Below are 19301 nucleotides of genomic sequence, written 5' to 3' on the forward strand. Positions count from 1 at the left end.
GGGTGATGACCTCTGCCCTTGTCTATGTCGTCGCCGCCCTTGCGGAAATTGCCGGATGCTTCGCCTTCTGGGCGTGGCTGCGGTCGGGCCGGTCCGCGCTGTTGCTGATCCCCGGCTCCGCCTCGCTCATGCTGTTCGCCTGGCTGCTGACGCTGGTCGACATGTCGCAGGCCGGGCGCGCCTATGCGGCCTATGGCGGCGTCTACATCCTGTCGGCCTTGATGTGGCTCTGGCTGGTGGAGGGCGTGCGGCCAGACCGTTGGGACGTCGCGGGCGTGGCCCTGTGCCTGATCGGCGCGGCGGTGATCTTCCTCGCCCCGCACCGCACCGGATAGGGCGAAGCGGGTGACCCTGGTCGAGCCGCCCGCCCTCGACGCGTTTTCAGGGCAAGTGCAATCGCTGCCGAGCCGGAAAACGCCTCAGACCGGCCAAGTCACGCCGCCAGCGTGGCGTTGTCGATTACGAAGCGATATTTGACGTCGCTCTTCTGCATCCGCGCATAGGCGGTCTCGATCTCCTGGATCGCGATCATCTCGATCTCGGCCGTGATGCCCTTCTCCGCGCAGAAATCGAGCATCTCCTGCGTCTCGGCGATGCCGCCGATCAGCGACCCGGCGATCGTCCGGCGCTTGAAGATCAGCGCCGCGACATTGGGGGAGGGGTGTGCATGTTCCGGCACGCCCACCAGCGTCATCGTGCCATCCCGCTTCAGAAGCGCGGTGAAGTTGTCGAGATCATGGCTGGCGGCGACCGTGTTCAGGATGAAGTCGAAGCTGTTGGCATGAACGGCCATCTCCTCCGCATTGCGTGACACCACGACGTCGTCCGCGCCCAGTTCCAGCGCGTCCTGGCGCTTGGAATCGGACGTGGTGAAGGCTACGACATGCGCGCCCAGGGCATGGGCCAGCTTGATGCCCATATGGCCAAGCCCGCCGATGCCGACGATGCCGACCTTCTGCCCCGGCCCGACCTTCCAGTGGCGCAGCGGCGACCATGTGGTGATGCCCGCGCACAGCAGGGGCGCGACCGCGGCAAGCTGCTCTGGCGCATGGCTGATCTTCAGGACGAAATCGTCCTTGACCGTGATGCTCTGCGAATAGCCGCCCAGCGTATGGCCGGGCGCATCGGCGGTCGGGCCATTATAGGTGCCGACGAAACCCTTTTCGCAATATTGCTCCAGCCCTTCGTCGCAGGCCGAACAATGCTGGCAGCTATCGACCATGCAGCCGACCCCGACCGTGTCGCCGACCTTGAACTTCGACACATGGTCGCCAACGGCGGTGACATGGCCGACGATCTCGTGACCAGGAATGCAGGGATAGCGGGTGCCGTCCCATTCGGAGCGGACCTGATGCAGGTCCGAATGGCAAACGCCGCAATAGGCGATGGCGATCTGCACATCATGCGCGCCGACCGCGCGCCTTTCGATGTCGATCGCTTCCAGGGGTTTATCGGCCGCATAGGCACCATAGGCTTTCACGCTCATGGAGTGTCCCTCTTTTGAATGATTTGGAGATGCCAGCGAGGCTCGCGGCAATGGGGGTGGAAAGTCCGCATCTTTTTGTACGGTGCGGTATAGATAGGGTCGGGAATGGGTCGATCAACCCGGCCATTGCGAAAGAAGCCGGGTGCGCTATCTCAGGCGCCATGTCCGGCCCCCAATCCCCCGACCGTTTCAACGAAGACAAGGCGAGCTTCACCGTCACCGGCAGCCAGCCGGACATCGACGCCGGGGTGGAGGCGATCCGCACCACGCTCAAGACGCTGCCGATCCGCCCCGGCGTCTACCGGATGCACGATGCGCGCGGCGACGTGCTCTATGTGGGGAAGGCGCGGGCGCTCAGGAACCGCGTCGCCAATTACACCCAGGTCGACCGCCTGCCGCGCCGGCTCCAGCGCATGGTCGCCCAGACGCGCAGCATGACCATCGTCACCACCAACAGCGAGGCCGAAGCGCTGCTGCTGGAGGCGCAGCTCATCAAGCGCTACCGCCCGCCCTATAATGTCCTGCTGCGCGATGACAAAAGCTTCCCCTTCATCCTGCTGCGGGAGGATCATGCCTTCCCCCGCGTCCAGAAGCATCGTGGCGCGCGCAAATATCAGGGCCGCTATTATGGTCCCTTCGCCAGCGCCGGATCGGTGACGCGGACGATCAACGCGCTGCAAAAGCTGTTCCTGCTCCGGTCCTGCACCGACAGCTTCTTCGCCAACCGCTCGCGGCCCTGCCTTCTCTACCAGATCAAGCGCTGCTCCGCGCCCTGCGTCGATCGCATCGACGCGGCGGGTTATGCCGAACTGGTCAGGGACGCGCAGGATTTCCTCGGCGGCAAGTCGACCGCCGTGCAGAAGAAGCTGGGCGCCGCCATGGAGCAGGCGGCGGAATCGCTGGATTTCGAGCAGGCGGCGGTGATCCGCGACCGGCTCAAGGCGCTGACCTTCATTCAGGGGTCACAGGCGATCAATGCCGAAGGGCTGGGCGACGCCGACATTTTCGCGCTGGCGGAAAAGGGCGGGGCGATGTGCATCCAGGCCTTCTTCATTCGCGGCGGCCAGAATTGGGGGCACCGCAGCTTCTTCCCGGTCCATACCGCCGATGTCGCGACGGAGGAGGTGCTGGAAAGCTTCATGGCGCAATTCTATGAGGAAGTGCCGCCACCGCGACTGATCCTGACCGATCGCCAGCCCGCCGAGTGCGAACTGATGGCGCAGGCGCTGGCCGAGCGGGCGGGCGGCAAGGTGCGGATCGAGGTGCCCCAGCGCGGCGAGCGCACCCGCCTTATCAAGCAGGCGCAGCGCAACGCGGTGGAAGCGCTCGACCGCCGGCTCGCCGAAACCACCAGCCAGGGCCGCATACTCGACGAGATGGTCGAGGCGTTCGGGCTGGACGGCGTGCCCGACCGCATCGAAATCTACGACAACAGCCATATCCAGGGCGCGCACGCGCTGGGCGCGATGGTGGTTGCGGGGCCGGAGGGCTTCCGCAAATCCGCCTATCGCAAGTTCAATATGAAAGACCCGGCCATCTCGAACGACGATTTCGCGATGATGCGCGAAATGTTCGAGCGGCGCTTCGGGCGCGCGCAGAAGGAAGACCCGGATCGCGACAGCGGCGAATGGCCCGACCTGGTGCTGATCGACGGCGGCAAGGGCCAGCTATCGGCCGCCCGCACCATGCTGGAGGAAATGGGGATAGAGGATGTCTGCATGATCGGCGTCGCCAAGGGGCCGCATCATGGCCGCGAGGGGCGGGAGATATTCCACCTGATGGACGGCCGCGAAATCACCTTCCCGCTCAACCATCCCGTCCTCTTCTACCTCCAGCGCCTGCGCGACGAAGCCCACCGCTTCGCCATCGGCGCCCACCGCGCCAAGCGCAGCAAGGCGATCACCGTAAGTTCGCTGGACGAAGTCCCCGGCATCGGCCCCGCCCGGAAAAAGGCGCTGTTGATGCATTTCGGGACCGCCCGCGCGGTGCGCGACGCCGCCCTGGAAGACCTGCAACGCGCGCCCGGCGTCTCGAAGGCCGTGGCGCAACAGGTCTATGATTATTTCCATGGGTGATCGAAGGTCAGCCTGACACGCATGAAAGCGGGTTCGTTACGGCTAAGGACCTATTAATGCTTTTCTGTCAGCTTCATGGTCGCATCTTGAGCTGGACGGGACTGGCGATCATGAGGTGGGACGAAGCTACGCATATTTTCCGGCGCGCTCGCCTTGGGGATCGCTTGCGGCTCCATACGCTGCGCAGCCCCGACACAAGCGGCGTCCTGCCCGATGCGGATGATTCGCTGCGTGCCATGCGGCGGGCGGGCGCGCGGATGCTGGTGCTGCTGTTCTGGCTGAACATTGCTGTCCTAGGTCTGGTAGCGATGGGACGGGATGTTGCCGACGCCTTTGCTGCGCCGCTCGTCGCCGCGCTCCTCGCGCTGATCCCGACCGCAATGGTCCTGCGCGGCGACGTATCGCCATCCGCCCGGATGACCCTGGCGCTTACGGCGATGGCTTTCCCCGCGCTCCACGTCTTCCTGCTGCGTGGCCATATCTGGCAGATGGACCTGCATATGGCGTTCTTCGCGGCGCTGGCGATGTTGACGGCGCTGCTCGATCGTCGCGCCCTGCTGGTTGCAGCCGGCGCCACCGCGGTACATCATCTGGCGCTTGCCTATCTGCAACCAGGCTGGGTTTTTGCCGACGCTGGAAATCTGCCCCGCGTATTCCTCCATGCGCTGATCCTTCTTTTACAGACGGTGATGCTGCTTTGGATCATCGATCAGTTGACCCAATTGATCCGAGCGCAGGCGCAGGCCCGGATTGTCAGTGAGCAATTGCGGGGTGAAGCGGATGACGCCAAGGGCCGCGCCGAAGAGGCGCTGGCGGCGCTCGAGAAGGCACAGATTGCAGCCGATCGGCAGCGGGCCGTGGAGGAGACGGCGCGACGCGCGGAGGAAGCGGCCGAACGCCGACGGCTGGTTGCCGACGCGCTGGAGGCGCGGCTGGGCGCCGTCGTCGGCGACCTCGGTCAATTGTCGCGTCAGCTCTCCACCAGCAAGCAATGGCTTTTCAGACTGCTCGACCGCACCACCAGCCAGTCGGCGGAACTGCGTGCTGCCCATGCCAGGGCCGAAGGGGACGTCCGTGCAGTGGCGCACGACACAGAACGGCTCGCAGCGTCGATCAACCATGTCGGAAGCAGCGCCGCCCGCACGCGGGAGAGCGCGCACGGCGGTGCCGTGGCGGCGCGCGCGCTCAATCCCGAAGTGAAGGCGCTTTCGACCACTGTCGACGCTGCCAGTTCGATCGTCGCGCTGATTTCGTCCATCGCCGCGCAAAGCCGTACCCTGTCTTTCAACGCCGGCATCGAAGCAACCCGCAGCAACGCCGACACGCGTGGCTTTGCCGTGGTCGCGTCGGAAATGAAGAGCCTGGCGTCCCAGACGGCGCAGGCGACCCGTCAGATCGACGCCTATCTCGAGGATATCAGGCAAGCGGCGCGCAGCGTATCGGAGGCGATCGACATCGCCGCCAGATCGGCCGAAACAGCGGATGCCTCCGCCGCTACCATCGCCGATCAGGTCGCCGAGCAGATTCGCGCGACCAGCGAAATCGCCGCTGCGACCGAGGAAATGGCGCGGCATATCGCCGACGCGGCGGCGCAGGCCGAAGCGCTGAGCGGCGCGTTGACGGAGGCGCATGACGCGATGGGCCGGACCGATACGGCTGCCGGCGCCCTGTCCAGCCGTTCCGTGGAATTGCAGGACACTGTGCGCAAGGTCTTGCAGGAACTGCGTGCCGCGTGACTCGCTGGTGAGGCTAGTCGGCGCGAAAGCATCTCGCTAAGCCGATGGCGTGGCCATGCTCAACACCTCCGCCCTTGTCTGTGCCGTGCGGCATCATGGCGAGCATGGCGCGATCGCGCGGTTGCTGACGCCCGATCATGGCCTGATGCCGGGCTATGTGCGCGGGGGCCGGTCGCGCGCGATGCGGCCGGTATTGCTGCCGGGCAATGTGGTGAAGGCGGAATTTCGCGCCCGCACCGAAGAACAACTGGCCGGGCTGACCGTCGAACTGGAGCATAGCCGCGCGCCGCTCCATGCCGAGCCGCTCCCCGCCGCGGCGATCGACTGGAGTTGCGCACTGACTGCCGCGACCCTGCCCGAAATGACGCCCTATCCCGCGCTTTTCCAGGCGCTGGAGGGCGTGCTGGGCGCGATCGAGGCGGCGCCGGCGGCGCGGGGCTGGGCGGTGGCGCTGGTGCGCTACGAATTGCTGCTGCTCGCCGAACTGGGCTTTGGTCTCGACCTCACCCGCTGCGCAGCGCTGGGCGATGCGGAGGATCTGGCGTTCGTCAGTCCGCGCAGCGCGGCGGCGGTCAGCCGGGCGGCGGCAGTCGGCTATGAAAGCCGGCTGCTGCCGCTGCCGCCCTTCCTGCTGGCGGGCGGCCCGCATGAGTCCGGGGGCGACTGGACGCAGATAGTGGACGGGCTGCGCCTCACCGGCTTCTTCCTGGAGCGGTCGGTGCTGACCGACCGGCGCGCCGATGTGCTGGCCGCGCGGGAAAGACTGGTCGAACGGCTCAAAAGGGCGGTTGCGTGAAACCTTCTGTCTTCATAAGGGCCAGCCACGCAATATCAGCCACGCAATATAAGGAGTCTCGCCATGTTGATCGCCCTGTTCCCCGGAGACGGCATCGGTCCCGAAATCGTGGCGCAGGCAAAGCGCGTACTCGATGCGCTGGCCATTCCCGGCCTGACCTATGAGGATGGCCTCGTCGGCGGCGCGGCCTACAAGGCGGTCGGCCATCCGCTGCCGCCCGAGACGCTGGAGATTGCCAGGCGCGCGGACGCCATCCTGTTCGGCGCGGTCGGCGATCCCGATTGCGACTCGCTGGAACGCCATCTGCGCCCCGAACAGGCGATATTGGGCCTGCGCAAGGAACTGGGCCTGTTTTCCAACCTGCGCCCGGCCAAGGTCTTTCCCGAACTGGCGCATGAAAGCGCGCTCAAGCCCGAAGTCGCCGGCTCCATCGACCTGCTGATCGTGCGCGAAACCAATGGCGACGTCTATTTCGGCGAAAAGGGATTCCGCACCACCGCCGACGGCCTGCGCGAAGGCTATGACGTCATGTCCTATAACGAAGCCGAAGTGCGCCGCATCGCCCATGCCGGTTTCCAGGCCGCGCGCGCCCGGCGCGGCAAGCTCTGCTCGGTGGACAAGGCCAATGTTCTGGAAACCAGCCAGCTCTGGCGCGACGTGGTGATCGAAGTGTCGGCCGACTATCCCGACGTCGCCCTGACCCATATGTATGTCGACAATGCCGCGATGCAGCTGGTCCGCAACCCCGGCCAGTTCGACGTGATCGTGACCGGCAACCTGTTCGGCGACATCCTCTCGGATCAGGCGAGCATGTGCGTCGGCTCCATCGGGATGCTGGCGTCGGCGACGCTGAACGGCAGCGGCCAGGGGCTGTACGAGCCGATCCACGGCTCCGCCCCCGACATCGCCGGCACCGGCAAGGCCAATCCGCTGGCGACCATCCTGTCCGCCGCGATGATGCTGCGCTACTCGCTGAACCTGCCCGAACAGGCCGACCGGATCGAGGCGGCGGTGGCGAAGGCGCTGCGCGACGGCGCGCGCTCGCCCGATCTGGGCGGCACGATGGACACGGTGGCGATGGGCGACGCGGTGCTCGCCGCGCTCTGAAAGGGCCAATATGCGGGCAACGGTTATTGGCGTCGTTGCCCGCCAGCCATAAGGGCGGGCGATGACCGATCTCTCGCTCGCCTCGCTCCGTTCCGCCGCTGCCCTGATCCGCGATCAGGTGCCGCCGACCCCGCAATATGCCTGGCCGCTGCTGGCCGGCCGCACCGGCTGCGACGTCTGGGTGAAGCATGAGAACCACACGCCCACCGGCGCGTTCAAGGTGCGCGGCGCGATCACCTATATAGACTGGCTGCGGACCGCCCACCCGGACGTGACCGGCATCATCACCGCGACGCGCGGCAATCATGGGCAGGCGCAGGTGCGCGCGGCGCGGGCGGCGGGGCTACATGTCACGATCGTCGTGCCGCACGGCAATGCGCTGGAAAAGAACGCCGCGATGCGCGCGTTCGGCGCGACCCTGATCGAACATGGCCATGATTTCGACAGTGCGAAGGCGGAGGCGCTGCGCCTGTCGCAGGAGGAGGGACTCTATATGGTCCCCGCCTATCATGGCGAACTGGTGCGGGGCGTGGCGAGCTATGGCCTGGAACTGTTCGACGCGGTGCCCGATCTCGACACCGTCTATGTGCCGGTCGGCTGCGGATCGGGCCTTTGCGGGACGATCGCGGCGCGCGATGCGCTGGGCCTCGGCACGAAGATCGTCGGCGTCGTCTCCGCCCATGTCGACGCGGCCAAGCGCAGCTTCGAGGCGGGGCGGCTGATTTCCAGCCCGACCGCCTACACCTTTGCCGATGGGGTGGCTGTCTGCACCCCGGTCCAGGCGGCGCTCGACTATTTCGGGCCGCGCGCCGACCGCTTCGTCGCCGTCACCGATGATGAAGTGGCGCAGGCGATCCGCATCTATTGGGAGGATACGCACAACCTAGCCGAAGGGGCGGGCGCGGTCGCTCTGGCGGCGCTGTGCCAGGAAAAAGAGCGAATGCGCGGCAAGAAGGTTGCGGTAATCCTGTCGGGCGGTAATGGCGACAGGAGCCAGATGGCCGAGATATTGAGCGGGGCCACCCCGCGCGTCACGATGGATATGCGGAAAGCAATATGAAGCGGAAGAGCGGGCAGGATCGGGAGATCACGAAGAACTGGAAGCCGGCGACGCTGGCGGTCCGGGGCGGCACGGCGCGCAGCGAATATGGCGAAACGTCCGAAGCGCTCTTCCTGACCAGCGGCTATTGCTACGACCGGGCAGAGGATGCCGCCGCGCGCTTCGCCGGCGAGCAGGTCGGCATGACCTACAGCCGCCTCCAGAACCCGACCGTGGAGATGCTGGAACAGCGCATCGCCCTGCTGGAAGGGGCGGAGGCGTGCCGCGCCACGGCGACCGGCATGGCGGCGATGACCGCGGCCTTGCTGTGCCAGTTGTCGGCGGGCGACCATGTCGTCGCGGCCAAGGCGGCCTTCGGATCGTGCCGCTGGCTGACCGACACGCTGCTGCCCAAATTCGGCATCGCGACCACCACGATCGACGCGCGCGACACCGACGCCTGGGAAGCTGCGGTGCAGCCCAATACCAAGGTCTTCTTCTTCGAAACGCCGGCCAATCCGACGATGGACGTGGTGGACATCGCCGCCGTCTGCGCGATTGCGAAAGCTCATGGCATCACCACCGTGGTCGATAATGCCTTCGCCTCGCCCGCGCTCCAGCGGCCGATGGAATTTGGCGCGGATGTGGTTGCCTATAGCGCGACCAAGATGATGGACGGGCAGGGGCGGGTGCTGGCCGGGGCCATCTGCGGCACGCGCGAGTGGATCGACAATGTGCTGCTGCCCTTCCACCGCAACACCGGGCCGACGCTCAGCGCCTTCAACGCCTGGGTGGTGCTGAAAGGTCTGGAGACGCTCGACCTGCGCATCCGTCGCCAGAGCGAAAATGCGCTGAAGGTCGCCGCCTTCCTGGAAACGCGCCTGCCCAAGGTGCTTTATCCTGGGCTGGAGAGCCATCCGCAGCACGCGCTCGCCATGCGGCAGATGGAAATGGCAGGGCCGATCTTCTCGCTCTATGTCGGCGGTGGCCGGGCCGAGGCGCATGGCCTGCTCAATGCGCTCGAACTGGTCGACATCAGCAACAATATCGGCGATTCGCGTTCGCTGATGACGCATCCGGCCTCAACCACCCATTATGGCATGGCGGAAGCCGCGCGCCTGGAGGTCGGCATTACCGAAGATATGCTGCGCCTGAATGTCGGGCTGGAAGACCCGGACGATGTCATCGCCGATTTCGACCGGGCGCTGCGCGCGATAGGCCGTTGACGGACGCGGGGGCAGGGCGCATTCCTGAGACATGACCGTGCTGGCGCTCTTCCCCTTTCATGCGACGACGCGCGACATCACCGTCCACGTCGCGGTTACATTCCTGCCCGAACAGTCGGAGCCGGACCGGGGCCGCTGGTTCTGGGCCTATCATATCCGCATCGAAAACCAGGGCGATCAGCCGGTGCAGCTGCTGACCCGTCACTGGGTCATCACCGACGGACGCGGCGGCCAGCATAGGGTCGATGGCGACGGCGTGGTGGGCGAACAGCCGGTGGTGCAGCCGGGGAAAAGCTATGACTATGTTTCGGGTTGCCCGCTCAACACGCCGACCGGCTCGATGCAGGGCAGCTATCGCATGATCGGCATCGGCGGCGAGACGTTCGACGTCGCCATTCCCCATTTCGCTCTCATCGCGCCGGCGGTGGCCGAATGAAGCGGACGCATTTGCCGCTCAACGGCCTGCGCGTGCTGGATGCGGCGGCTCGGCATTTGTCCTTCACCCGCGCAGCGGACGAACTGGCAGTGACACCGGCGGCCGTGGGCCAGCAGATCCGCGCGCTGGAGGACATGCTGGGCGTTGTCCTCTTCCGCCGCACGCCCAAGGGGCTGGAACTGACGCCCGAGACGGAGGCCGGCCTCGACGCGCTCCGCGCCGGTTTCCTGGAGTTCGAGGAAGCGGTCCGGGCGATGCAGGCGGGCCAGTCCAGCCATGCGCTGACGATCGCCGCGCCGCGCGACATCAGCGCCAAATGGCTCCAGCCGCGCCTTGCCGCCTATGCCGTGGGCCAGCCCGACCTGACCTTCCAGCTGATCGCGGCCGACGACGCGCTGGACTTCACCGAAGCCAATCTGGACATCGCCCTGCGCCTGACCGACGGAGCGGGCGAGCATGAGGGCATCAAGATCGGCGAGGCCGCCTATGTCATGGTCGAGGCGGCATCGGGCGGCCCCGATCATCGCATCGACTGGCCCGGCTGCCCTGCCGGCGACAAGCCCGCGACGATCCGCGTGGCCGACGGCGGCCTCGCCATCGAGGCGGCGGCCAATGGCTTCGGCCGGGCGCGCGTGCCGCTGTTGCTGGCGCAGGCCGATCTGGCGTCGGGACGGGTGCGGCAGGTGGGCGACCCGACGCCAACGCTGCTCGCCTACTGGCTGATCGCGCCCTTGCCCCAATGGCGGCAGAAGAAGGTCAAGGCGCTGGTCGAGGCGCTGACCGCCTGAATCGGGGATGGAGGCGCGCCACCGCCGCCTTCAGATATCCTGCGCGATCCGTCCGTAAAGCTCCGGCCGGCGGTCGCGGAAGAAGCCCATGCCGGCGCGGTGGATCTTCGCCTTGGCGAGGTCCAGCGTCGCAACCAGCGCACCGCTGTCCTTCGCATCGGCTTCGGCCAGATAGTCGCCCCATTCATCGCTGATGAAGCTGTGGCCGTAGAATTTCTGGCCTTCCTCCCCATCGCCACCTTCTACGCCGATGCGGTTGGCGGCGATCACCGGCATACAGTTGCTGACCGCATGGCCGATCATCGCTCGGCGCCACATGCGGCTGGTGTCGAGTTCGGCGTCATAGGGTTCGGAGCCGATCGCGGTCGGGTAGAACAGCATTTCCGCTCCCATCAGCGCCATGCAGCGCGCGGTTTCGGGATACCATTGGTCCCAGCAGATGCCGACGCCCACGGTGCCATATTTCGTATCCCACACCTTGAACCCGCTATTGCCGGGGCGGAAATAATATTTCTCCTCATAGCCGGGACCATCGGGGATGTGGCTCTTGCGGTAGACGCCCATGATCTCGCCCGCGTCATCGATCATGGCGAGCGAGTTGTAATAATGATGACCGTCACGCTCGAAGAAGCTGGTCGGAATATAGACGCCCAATTCCTTCGCCAGCTTGCGCATTTCCTGTACGGCGGGATGCGCGTCGGTCGGCTGGGCGTTGGCGAACAGGGCTTCGTCCTCGACACGGCAGAAATAGGGGCCTTCGAACAGTTCGGGCGGCAGGATGATCTTCGCGCCCCGCATCGCGGCCTTGCGCACATGGTCCGCGACCTTGGCGATATTCTCGCCCATGTCGTCCGAAAAGCTGAGCTGGAGCGCGGCGACGGTAACTTTGGTCATGCTGGTTTCGGACCCTGTCAAAGCGAAGGCATCTGCTGGCTGCAACAATGGAAGCTGCCGCCGCCCGACAATATGGCATCGCTGCGCAATCCTACAATCTCCCGGCCGGGGAAGAAGGGGCGGAAGGCGTCGAGCGCGGCCTGATCGTTGGGCTGGCCATAGATGGGCACGATGACGGCCGCGTTGCCGACATAGAAATTCATGTAGCTGGCGGGGATCGCGTCTCCGTCCGCCAGCACAAGGCCGGGCGAGGGGATGTCGACCACCTCGATGCCAAAGGCGCGCGCACGGGCGCGGGCGTCGGCATAGAGGGCGGCGTTCGGATCATCCGGCGTGGTGGCGATCGGCAGCGCCAGCGTGCCGGGCGCCACGAAGCGGGCGAGATTGTCGACATGGCCGTCGGTATGGTCATTGAGCAGGCCGTCACCCAGCCAGAGCATGTCGGACAGGCCCAGGCTGCCCGCCAGCAGCGTCTCGATCTTCCCGCGATCCAGGTCCGGGTTGCGGTTGGGATTGAGCAGGCATTGCTCGGTCGTGACGAACAGGCCAGTGCCGTCGGTGTCGATCGCGCCGCCCTCAAACACCCAATGCTGGGTCGATGTGGGCAGGCCCGTCGTCGCGGCGAGCCGCGCGCCGATATCCTCGTCGCCGGGCATCCGGTATTTGCCGCCCCAGCCGTTGAAGCCGAAATCGACCAGTGCACGCCCATGCTCCCCGGCGCCAGCGCGGTTCAGCACCGCGATCGGCGCGGTATCGCGCAGCCACACGTCGCCCAGATGCTGGACAACGATCTGGACGGCTTCCGTGACCAGTGCGCGCGCTGCGGAGGCGTCCACTTCGTTGTCCACGACCAGCCGCACCTCCTCACCCCTGCCATCGGCATGAAGCGCGCTGGCGAAGGCGGCGATCTGCGCGCGCGCTTCGTCGAAGGCGCCGGGCCATTCGGCGGGGTCGGTCGGAAAGCCGATCCAGGTCCATTCGTGCGGCGCCCATTCGGCGGGCATACGGAAAGTCATGAATATCGTCCTTGCTCGGCCTGCGGGCCGATCCGTGATAGGCTGCGGGTCGCGCGCTCCATAGCGTGGCGCGCGCGCCATGGACAGGGGAGAGACGATCATGCGGAACGTTGCGGTTGCGCTGATGCTGATGGCCGGGTCGCCCGCGGCGTCAGCGGGCGAATTGCCCGGCTGGATGGCGGGGGCATGGATCGAGAAACAGGGCGAAAGCTGGGCCGAGGAGTTCTGGTCATCGGCGCGGGGCGGCATCCTGCTGGGCGCCGCGCGGACCGGCAAGGGGGAGGCGCTGGAATTCTGGGAGCAGACCCGGATCGAGCGCGATCCCGACGGCACGATCGCCTTCTACGCATCGCCCAGGGGTGTGTCGGTTTCCCGTTTCCCGATGGAATCGCAGGGCGCGAGCGAAATCGTCTTCGCCAATGCCGCCCACGACTATCCCCAGCGCATCCGATATTGGCGCGAAGGGCCGCTGCTCAAGGCGGAAGTGTCGAAGCTGGACGGCAGCGGGACGCAGGCATGGACCTATGCGCCGATGGGACAATAGCCATCGGCGCATGACGGTTCGGTCGGCTGCTTATTTCGCTGCCCGGTCCTTGTCGCGGATGGCGCGGAATTCGTCGCCTTCCACCCAGTTGGGCCAGTCGGTCGTCTTCGCCAGATCACGACCCACCGAATAATAGATTTTCAGGTCGGCCAGCACGCCGCTCCAGTCCCAATTGGGATCATATTCGTCCTTGGGGCCATGGTAGCGGTTCTTGGTATAATCCTCCGCTGCGGCCAGGCCCGCCGCGGTGCCGCCCTTCACCAGATCCTCGCCGCCCTCGAAATAAAGCATCGGCAGGCCATGCTTGGCGAAGCTGAAATGGTCGGAGCGGTAATAATAGCCCTTCTCCGGCGTCGGTTCGAGAGTCGCGACCCGGCCCTGCGCGGTCAGCGCGCGGTCGAGATAGGCGTCGAGCTGCGACTTGCCCTTGCCGATCACCACGACATTCCTGGCAAGTCCCGCGACGCTGAGCGCGTCCATGTTGACGCCGCCAACCGTCTTCGCGAAGGGGAAGACCGGGTTGTTGCCATAATAGGCCGAACCCAGCAGCCCGGACTCCTCGGCCGTCACTGCCAGGAAGACCTGGCTACGGTCGGTCGGACCGGCCTTCACATTCGCTTCCGCCAGCGCCACCAGCGCGGCGGTGCCGGTCGCATTGTCCACCGCGCCGTTGCAGATGTCGTCGCCGTCGGGCGCGGCCTGGCATCGGCCCAGATGATCCCAATGGGCGGAATAGAGCACATATTCGTCCGGGCGCGTCTTGCCGGGGAGCAGGGCGACGACATTCTTGGACTTATGCTTGCGCAGGTCATTGTCGAAGGAGACGCTGGCCTTCACGCCGGTCAGCGGCACCGGCTTGAAGCCCGGCTTCTTTGCCGCCGCCATCTGCGCGTCGAGGTCCAGGCCCGCGCTGGCGAAGAGGGCCGCCGCCTTCTCCTTCTGGATCCAGCCGATCGCCTGGCTCTGCCCGGCATTGCCGTCGGCGCTGTCGGCGACATGCTGCGCGCCGGTCCAGCTCGACTGGACGACGTTCCAGCCATAGGCGGCGGGCACCGTGTCATGGATGATGATCGCGGCTGCGGCGCCCTGCCGCGCGGCTTCCTCATATTTGTAGGTCCAGCGGCCATAATAGGTCATGGCGCGGCCGTTGAACGGCCCGGTCAGCCCCTGCGTCTCATAATCGGGATCATTGACCAGGATGACGACCGTCTTGCCCTTCACGTCCAGCCCGGCATAGTCGTTCCAGCCCTTTTCCGGGGCGTTGATGCCATAGCCGACGAAGACGACAGGGCTGTCCTTCACCTCGATGTGCGGCTGGTTGGTGCGATAGGTGCCGATCACCATCTCCGGACCATGGGCGGCGGTGACGGGCGCCTTCCCGCCCGTGAAGCTGAGCGCGGAGACATTCTTCGCATTGATTTCGACCAGCGGCACGTCCTGGAACCAGCTGCCGTTGTTGCCGGGCTTCAGGCCCAGCTTGCCGAATTCCGCAGCCAGCAGGGCCAGCGTCTTCTCCTCGCCCGCGCTGCCGGGCGCGCGCCCTTCATAGGCGTCGGAGGACAGCTCCTGCACCAGCCGCTTCATCGTCTCGATCGACGGTTCCGCCATTCTGGCGGAGGTGGATTTTGCCGGCGCGGCGATCGAATCGCCGGGCGCGGACAGGGCGAGGATGGCGGCGATCGCCGCGATGGAACTGCGCATGGGAATGACCTTTGTTTTACGAATGCACAGGTGATGCCACCGCGCGGCGGCAAGGGCAAGCAAGGCCGTTGCCTTTGCCGATGGCTTGGCCTAGCCATCTGATCTGACGGGTTTTTCAGGGGGATTTTGGGGGGATGGCACGATATTCCAGGGCGGCCGTGCTCGGGCTTTTTGCGGCGGGCGTCGCACCGGGCGCGCTGGCGCAGGGGCAGCCCGATGCGCTGGCCAAGGCATTTGGCGCGCGCGAGACGGTGATCTCCGCCAGCCTCTCGCCCGACGGCCAGAAGATCGCGCTGATCGCGGCGGGGACGGGGCGGACGACACGCGCCTATGTGCTGGACGCGAAGGAGGGGGCGGAGCCGGCGGCGGTCGCAGCTGCCAGCGGCAAGCCGGAATATCTCGACCGCTGCGACTGGGTCTCCAATGATCGTCTGGCCTGCAATATCGGCGGGGAAAGGCGGGTTGGTGATGAGGTCTTTGGTTTCAGCAACATCTTTGCGGTCGATGCCGCAGGTGGCAATATCATTCCGCTAAACCGATTGCACACCAGTTTATATGGCGGTGATATCATTGACCTTTTGCCGAACGAGGATGGCGCGGTGTTGATGGCAAGACCCGACTCTGGCGGCCTTGGCGTCGAACGCATTGATACGCGGACGGGCAAGGGCAAGCGGGTTGAACAGCCTGAAGCCATGGCAACCGAATATATCTCGGATGGACGCGGTGTAGTGCGTGTCGTCGGCTTTCAGGAAAACAAGGGTTCAGGTTATGCAAAGGGGACTTTCCGCTATCTTTATCGGCCGCTAGGCAAATCTGACTGGAGCAGGCTTGGCATTTATGACTCGAGAGATCGGAGCGGCTTTTCGCCCGCTGCGGTCGATGCCGACAAGAATATCGTCTATGGCTATGAGCGCTTCGATGGACGACTGGCATTGGTCAGTCTGGCGCTGGACGCTGGTCAGGAAAAGAAACTCGTGTTCGCTCATCCACGAGTGGACGTCAGCAATCTGGTGACTGTGGGTCGCGACCGCCGGGTCGTGGGCGTCCGATATGTTGAGGAACGGAGCGAGGTCGTCTATTTCGACGAAAAGATAAAAACATTGGCAGGGTCACTTAGCAAGGCGCTGGGCGGCAAGGCCGTGCATATCGGTGACATGAGCGCCGACGGGCAGCGGGTGCTGGTCTGGGCCGGCAGCGATGTCGATCCGGGACAATATTATCTGTTCGATCGCGCCGCGCGTAAATTGTCGCCGGTCATGCCCGACCGTCCCGAACTGGCCGGCCGGGCGCTCGTGGCGATGCAGTCGATCACTTACAGGGCGAGTGACGGGACGATGATCCCTGCTTACCTTACTCTGCCGCTGGGCAAGGAGACGGCCAAGGGCCTTCCCGCCATCGTCATGCCCCATGGTGGTCCCCAGGCCCGCGACGAATGGGGCTTCGACTGGATGGTGCAATATTATGCCGCGCGCGGCTTCGCCGTCATCCAGCCCCAGTTTCGTGGCTCTTACGGCTTTGGTGAGGAATGGGTGCTGAACAATGGCTTTAAGTCGTGGCGTGTCGCCGTGGGCGACGTTGCCGACGCCGGACGCTGGCTGGTGTCGGAAGGGATTGCCGATCCCGCACGGTTGACCATCGCGGGCTGGTCTTATGGCGGCTATGCCGCGCTCCAGGCGCAGGCGCTCGATCCGATCCTGTTCAAGGCGGTGGTCGCGGTCGCGCCGGTCACGGATCTGGGTGACATGAGCCGGCGGCGGCGGGTGTGGTCGGACTATTTCCTGCAGAAGGATTATCTGGGGTCGGGCAAGACGGCCGAGGACGCCTCGCCGTCCAATCACGCCGCCGAATTTCGCGCGCCGGTGCTGATGTTCCACGGCACCGACGACAATAATGTCGACATCAGCCAGGCGCGGATCATGCAGGGCAAGCTGGAGGGCGCGGGCAAGCGTAGCCAACTCGTCATCTATGACGGCCTGACCCACAATCTAAACGACAGCGATGCGCGCGCCGACCTGCTCCAGAAGAGCGCCGACTTTCTGCTGGCCGCAGGAAAATGACCGGCGATGGGGGGAGGGGCGACCCTCTCCCTTTCGATCCCCTTTCAGGCAAAGAAAAAGGGCGGCTCCTTGCGGGCCGCCCTTTTCTGTAATTCTGTCCGGAAGGACCGATCAGCGCGAATAGAATTCGACGACCAGGTTCGGTTCCATCTTCACCGGGTAGGGCACTTCGTCCAGCGTCGGAACGCGGACATAGGTGACCTTGGTGGCGCCGTCCGGCGACACATAGTCGGGAATGTCGCGCTCGGGCAGGCTCTGTGCTTCCAGGACCAGCGCCATTTCCTGCGCCTTCTTGCCCAGGGTGATTTCGTCGCCCGGCTTCACCAGACGCGACGCGATGTTGCACTTCACGCCATTCACATAGATGTGGCCGTGCGAGACGATCTGGCGGGCCGAGAAGATGGTCGGCGCGAACTTGGCGCGGTAGACGACGGCGTCCAGGCGGCGCTCCAGCAGGCCGATCAGGTTCTGGCCGGTGTCGCCCTTCATGCGGCTGGCTTCGAAATAGTTCTTCTTGAACTGCTTTTCGGTGATGTCGCCATAATAGCCCTTCAGCTTCTGCTTGGCGCGCAGCTGAATGCCATAGTCGGACATCTTGCCCTTGCGGCGCTGGCCGTGCTGACCGGGACCATATTCACGCTTGTTGACCGGGCTCTTCGGGCGACCCCAAATATTCTCGCCCATGCGGCGGTCGAGCTTGTACTTGGCGCTTGTGCGCTTCGACATAGATAATTCCTTACAACTGCTAACGACGTTACCCCGGTATCGCCTACGTCCGTATTGCGTGGATGCGCTCAGGGGCAGGGCCGCCGCTTCACCGGGATGCGGGGCCAATCGCGAAGGCGGGCCTATGACCGCAAGGGTCGGGCATGTCAAGCCTCGACAGGGCTGGGCGGGCGGCCTAATTCCGTCCCCCATGAACCCCGATAGCTATAGCAGCATGGCGCAGGTGCGCGCCGGTGTCGACGAGATCGACCGCCAGCTCGTCGCCCTGCTCGACCTGCGTTTCGCCCATATGCGCGCCGCCGCGCGGATCAAGCCCGATCGCGGTGCCGTCCGTGACGAAGCGCGCAAGGCGCAGGTGATCTCCAACGCCCGCGCGGAGGCCGAACGGCTCGGCGCGCCCGGCGATGTCATAGCCGACCTGTGGGAGCAACTGGTCGAAGCGTCCATCGCCTATGAGCTGGCCGAGTTCGACCGGACGCGGGGCTGAACGCTGCGGAGAGGGCCGGGCTTAACGCCCGCCCTGCGCCTGGAACCAGGGGATCATCCGCGCGATCGCATCCTCGATCCGATCGGTCGACACGGCGAAGCTGAAGCGGATGAAGCGGTGGCCGTCGACCGGATCGAAATCGATCCCCGGCGCGGTGGCCACCCCGGTTTCGCGCAGCAGCTTCTGGCAGAAGCTCAGGCTGTCATTGGTCAGATGGCTGATGTCGGCATAGATGTAGAAGGCGCCGTCGGGCGGCGCGATGCTGGCGAGGCCGAGCGCGGGCAGCGCGTCGAGCAGCAACTGTCTATTTCGCCGATAGGTTGCGACATGCCCATCCAGTTCCTCGGCGCAGTCGAAGGCGGTCAGTCCTGCGCGCTGCGCCAGCACCGGCGGCGTCAGGAACAGGTTGCCCATCCGTGCCCGCGCCACGTCGATCAGGTCGGGCGGCACGACGATCCAGCCCAGCCGCCAGCCAGCCATGCTGTAATATTTGGAGAAGCTGTTCACGACGATCGCGTCGGCCGCGAACTCCAGCATCGAGCGCGCCGCTTCGCCGAAGCTGAGGCCATGATAGATTTCATCGGAAATGATACGGATGCCGCGATCCGCGCAGACCCTGGCAATGGCCGCCAGTTCGTCCGCCGGGATGATGGTGCCGGTGGGATTGGCCGGGCTGGCGAGGATCAGCCCTTCTGGCGGGGGATCGAGCGCGACCAGCGCATCGGCGCTGATCTGATAGCGTTCCGCCGGGCCACAGGCGATTTCGACCGGCTCCAGATAGAGCGCCTTCAAATTGTTGCGATAGGCGACATAGCCGGGCCGCGCGGTGGCGACGCGGGCACCGGGCGCGAACAGGCTGGTCAGCGCCAGCACCAGTCCGGGCGACGCGCCGCACGTCAGCAATATCTGTTCCGGGTCGATGGCGACGCCATGCCGCTCGGCATAATGCCGCGCGATCCGTTCTTTCAGCGCGGTGCTTTCCCAATAGCCCATGGGTTCGGTGTCGAGTACCTGATGCGCCACGGCGATGGCGGCGGCGGGTGCCCCGGTCGATGGCTGGCCGAACTCCATGTGCAGGATGGAGCGGCCTTGTGCTTCAAGTGCGTGGGCCTCGCGGCTGATGGCGATGGCGTGGAAGGGATCGATTTCGGCAACCATGGCCGCGTGCCTAGAGCCGGGGCGCAACC

At 65.5% G+C, this 19301-nt stretch carries 18 protein-coding genes; 12 read left to right on the forward strand and 6 right to left on the reverse strand.

Annotated elements, in window-relative coordinates; genetic code table 11:
• The first annotated feature begins 5 nt into the window (after positions 1-5).
• On the forward strand, positions 6-335 hold the full coding sequence (locus tag K3M67_RS03730) for a YnfA family protein (protein ID WP_285832318.1): 330 nt from the start codon (positions 6-8) through the stop codon (positions 333-335).
• A 98-nt stretch (positions 336-433) separates the two neighbouring features.
• On the opposite strand, the gene K3M67_RS03735 is transcribed toward K3M67_RS03730, so the two are convergent.
• Entirely contained in the window at positions 434-1486 is a 1053-nt protein-coding gene (locus tag K3M67_RS03735; protein WP_285832319.1) for an NAD(P)-dependent alcohol dehydrogenase, read from the reverse strand.
• Between the two features lie 161 nt (positions 1487-1647).
• Here K3M67_RS03735 and uvrC point away from each other — a divergent pair, with 161 nt between their 5' ends.
• From uvrC to K3M67_RS03775, 8 genes are all read left to right on the forward strand, one after another.
• A complete protein-coding gene (uvrC, locus tag K3M67_RS03740) occupies positions 1648-3561 on the forward strand; it encodes an excinuclease ABC subunit UvrC (RefSeq protein ID WP_285832320.1) in 1914 nt (637 codons plus the stop codon).
• Between the two features lie 164 nt (positions 3562-3725).
• Positions 3726-5297, forward strand: a complete 1572-nt coding sequence (locus K3M67_RS03745) for a methyl-accepting chemotaxis protein (protein ID WP_285832321.1) — start codon at positions 3726-3728, stop codon at positions 5295-5297.
• Between the two features lie 49 nt (positions 5298-5346).
• A complete protein-coding gene (recO, locus tag K3M67_RS03750) occupies positions 5347-6093 on the forward strand; it encodes a DNA repair protein RecO (RefSeq protein ID WP_285832322.1) in 747 nt (248 codons plus the stop codon).
• A gap of 63 nt (positions 6094-6156) precedes the next feature.
• Entirely contained in the window at positions 6157-7200 is a 1044-nt protein-coding gene (gene leuB, locus K3M67_RS03755; protein ID WP_285832323.1) for a 3-isopropylmalate dehydrogenase, read from the forward strand.
• Positions 7201-7261: 61 nt separating this feature from the next.
• On the forward strand, positions 7262-8260 hold the full coding sequence (locus tag K3M67_RS03760) for a threonine dehydratase (RefSeq protein ID WP_066856155.1): 999 nt from the start codon (positions 7262-7264) through the stop codon (positions 8258-8260).
• On the forward strand, positions 8257-9465 hold the full coding sequence (locus tag K3M67_RS03765; protein ID WP_066856151.1) for a trans-sulfuration enzyme family protein: 1209 nt from the start codon (positions 8257-8259) through the stop codon (positions 9463-9465). Before K3M67_RS03760 ends, K3M67_RS03765 begins: the two co-directional genes overlap by 4 nt.
• Positions 9466-9502: 37 nt before the next feature.
• Positions 9503-9901: a Co2+/Mg2+ efflux facilitator ApaG/CorD gene (apaG, locus tag K3M67_RS03770; protein ID WP_066856315.1), complete on the forward strand. Its 399-nt coding sequence runs from the start codon at positions 9503-9505 to the stop codon at positions 9899-9901.
• On the forward strand, positions 9898-10689 hold the full coding sequence (locus K3M67_RS03775; protein ID WP_066856148.1) for a LysR family transcriptional regulator: 792 nt from the start codon (positions 9898-9900) through the stop codon (positions 10687-10689). Before apaG ends, K3M67_RS03775 begins: the two co-directional genes overlap by 4 nt.
• A 30-nt stretch (positions 10690-10719) precedes the next feature.
• On the opposite strand, the gene aguB is transcribed toward K3M67_RS03775, so the two are convergent.
• Together aguB and K3M67_RS03785 are read right to left on the reverse strand one after the other, a co-directional pair.
• Positions 10720-11583, reverse strand: coding sequence for an N-carbamoylputrescine amidase (gene aguB / locus K3M67_RS03780; protein ID WP_285832324.1), 864 nt, complete (start codon positions 11581-11583; stop codon positions 10720-10722).
• Positions 11584-11600: 17 nt separating this feature from the next.
• Entirely contained in the window at positions 11601-12599 is a 999-nt protein-coding gene (locus K3M67_RS03785; RefSeq protein WP_285832325.1) for an agmatine deiminase family protein, read from the reverse strand.
• A gap of 100 nt (positions 12600-12699) precedes the next feature.
• Between K3M67_RS03785 and K3M67_RS03790 the strand changes: the two genes are divergently transcribed.
• Positions 12700-13143 carry a DUF6265 family protein gene (locus K3M67_RS03790; protein WP_084438945.1) on the forward strand — a complete coding sequence of 148 codons (444 nt, stop codon included), beginning with the start codon at positions 12700-12702 and terminating at the stop codon, positions 13141-13143.
• Positions 13144-13173: 30 nt separating this feature from the next.
• Here K3M67_RS03790 and K3M67_RS03795 read toward each other — a convergent pair whose 3' ends face one another.
• Positions 13174-14844, reverse strand: a complete 1671-nt coding sequence (locus K3M67_RS03795; RefSeq protein ID WP_285832326.1) for a M28 family metallopeptidase — start codon at positions 14842-14844, stop codon at positions 13174-13176.
• Between the two features lie 134 nt (positions 14845-14978).
• On the opposite strand from K3M67_RS03795, the gene K3M67_RS03800 reads away from it, so the two are divergent.
• On the forward strand, positions 14979-16901 hold the full coding sequence (locus tag K3M67_RS03800; protein ID WP_285832327.1) for an alpha/beta hydrolase family protein: 1923 nt from the start codon (positions 14979-14981) through the stop codon (positions 16899-16901).
• A gap of 111 nt (positions 16902-17012) precedes the next feature.
• On the opposite strand, the gene rpsD is transcribed toward K3M67_RS03800, so the two are convergent.
• Positions 17013-17627: a 30S ribosomal protein S4 gene (gene rpsD / locus K3M67_RS03805; protein WP_066856133.1), complete on the reverse strand. Its 615-nt coding sequence runs from the start codon at positions 17625-17627 to the stop codon at positions 17013-17015.
• Positions 17628-17817: 190 nt separating this feature from the next.
• On the opposite strand from rpsD, the gene K3M67_RS03810 reads away from it, so the two are divergent.
• Complete coding sequence (locus K3M67_RS03810) at positions 17818-18114, forward strand: chorismate mutase (RefSeq protein ID WP_285832885.1); 297 nt, start codon at positions 17818-17820, stop codon at positions 18112-18114.
• A gap of 21 nt (positions 18115-18135) precedes the next feature.
• Here K3M67_RS03810 and K3M67_RS03815 read toward each other — a convergent pair whose 3' ends face one another.
• Entirely contained in the window at positions 18136-19272 is a 1137-nt protein-coding gene (locus tag K3M67_RS03815; RefSeq protein WP_285832328.1) for an aminotransferase class I/II-fold pyridoxal phosphate-dependent enzyme, read from the reverse strand.
• Positions 19273-19301 lie beyond the last annotated feature (29 nt).

The sequence above is a fragment of the Sphingobium sp. V4 genome (genome assembly GCF_029590555.1).
Lineage (GTDB): Bacteria > Pseudomonadota > Alphaproteobacteria > Sphingomonadales > Sphingomonadaceae > Sphingobium.

Excerpts from the sequence above, each read along its gene's own strand:
- K3M67_RS03730 (WP_285832318.1), top strand. The coding sequence starts at position 6 with ATGACCTCTGCCCTTGTCTATGTCGTCGCCGCCCTTGCGGAAATTGCC.
- K3M67_RS03735 (WP_285832319.1), bottom strand. The coding sequence starts at position 1,486 with ATGAGCGTGAAAGCCTATGGTGCCTATGCGGCCGATAAACCCCTGGAA.
- uvrC (WP_285832320.1), top strand. The coding sequence starts at position 1,648 with ATGTCCGGCCCCCAATCCCCCGACCGTTTCAACGAAGACAAGGCGAGC.
- leuB (WP_285832323.1), top strand. The coding sequence starts at position 6,157 with ATGTTGATCGCCCTGTTCCCCGGAGACGGCATCGGTCCCGAAATCGTG.
- K3M67_RS03760 (WP_066856155.1), top strand. The coding sequence starts at position 7,262 with ATGACCGATCTCTCGCTCGCCTCGCTCCGTTCCGCCGCTGCCCTGATC.
- K3M67_RS03765 (WP_066856151.1), top strand. The coding sequence starts at position 8,257 with ATGAAGCGGAAGAGCGGGCAGGATCGGGAGATCACGAAGAACTGGAAG.
- K3M67_RS03775 (WP_066856148.1), top strand. The coding sequence starts at position 9,898 with ATGAAGCGGACGCATTTGCCGCTCAACGGCCTGCGCGTGCTGGATGCG.
- aguB (WP_285832324.1), bottom strand. The coding sequence starts at position 11,583 with ATGACCAAAGTTACCGTCGCCGCGCTCCAGCTCAGCTTTTCGGACGAC.
- K3M67_RS03785 (WP_285832325.1), bottom strand. The coding sequence starts at position 12,599 with ATGACTTTCCGTATGCCCGCCGAATGGGCGCCGCACGAATGGACCTGG.
- K3M67_RS03790 (WP_084438945.1), top strand. The coding sequence starts at position 12,700 with ATGCGGAACGTTGCGGTTGCGCTGATGCTGATGGCCGGGTCGCCCGCG.
- K3M67_RS03795 (WP_285832326.1), bottom strand. The coding sequence starts at position 14,844 with ATGCGCAGTTCCATCGCGGCGATCGCCGCCATCCTCGCCCTGTCCGCG.
- K3M67_RS03800 (WP_285832327.1), top strand. The coding sequence starts at position 14,979 with ATGGCACGATATTCCAGGGCGGCCGTGCTCGGGCTTTTTGCGGCGGGC.
- rpsD (WP_066856133.1), bottom strand. The coding sequence starts at position 17,627 with ATGTCGAAGCGCACAAGCGCCAAGTACAAGCTCGACCGCCGCATGGGC.
- K3M67_RS03810 (WP_285832885.1), top strand. The coding sequence starts at position 17,818 with ATGAACCCCGATAGCTATAGCAGCATGGCGCAGGTGCGCGCCGGTGTC.
- K3M67_RS03815 (WP_285832328.1), bottom strand. The coding sequence starts at position 19,272 with ATGGTTGCCGAAATCGATCCCTTCCACGCCATCGCCATCAGCCGCGAG.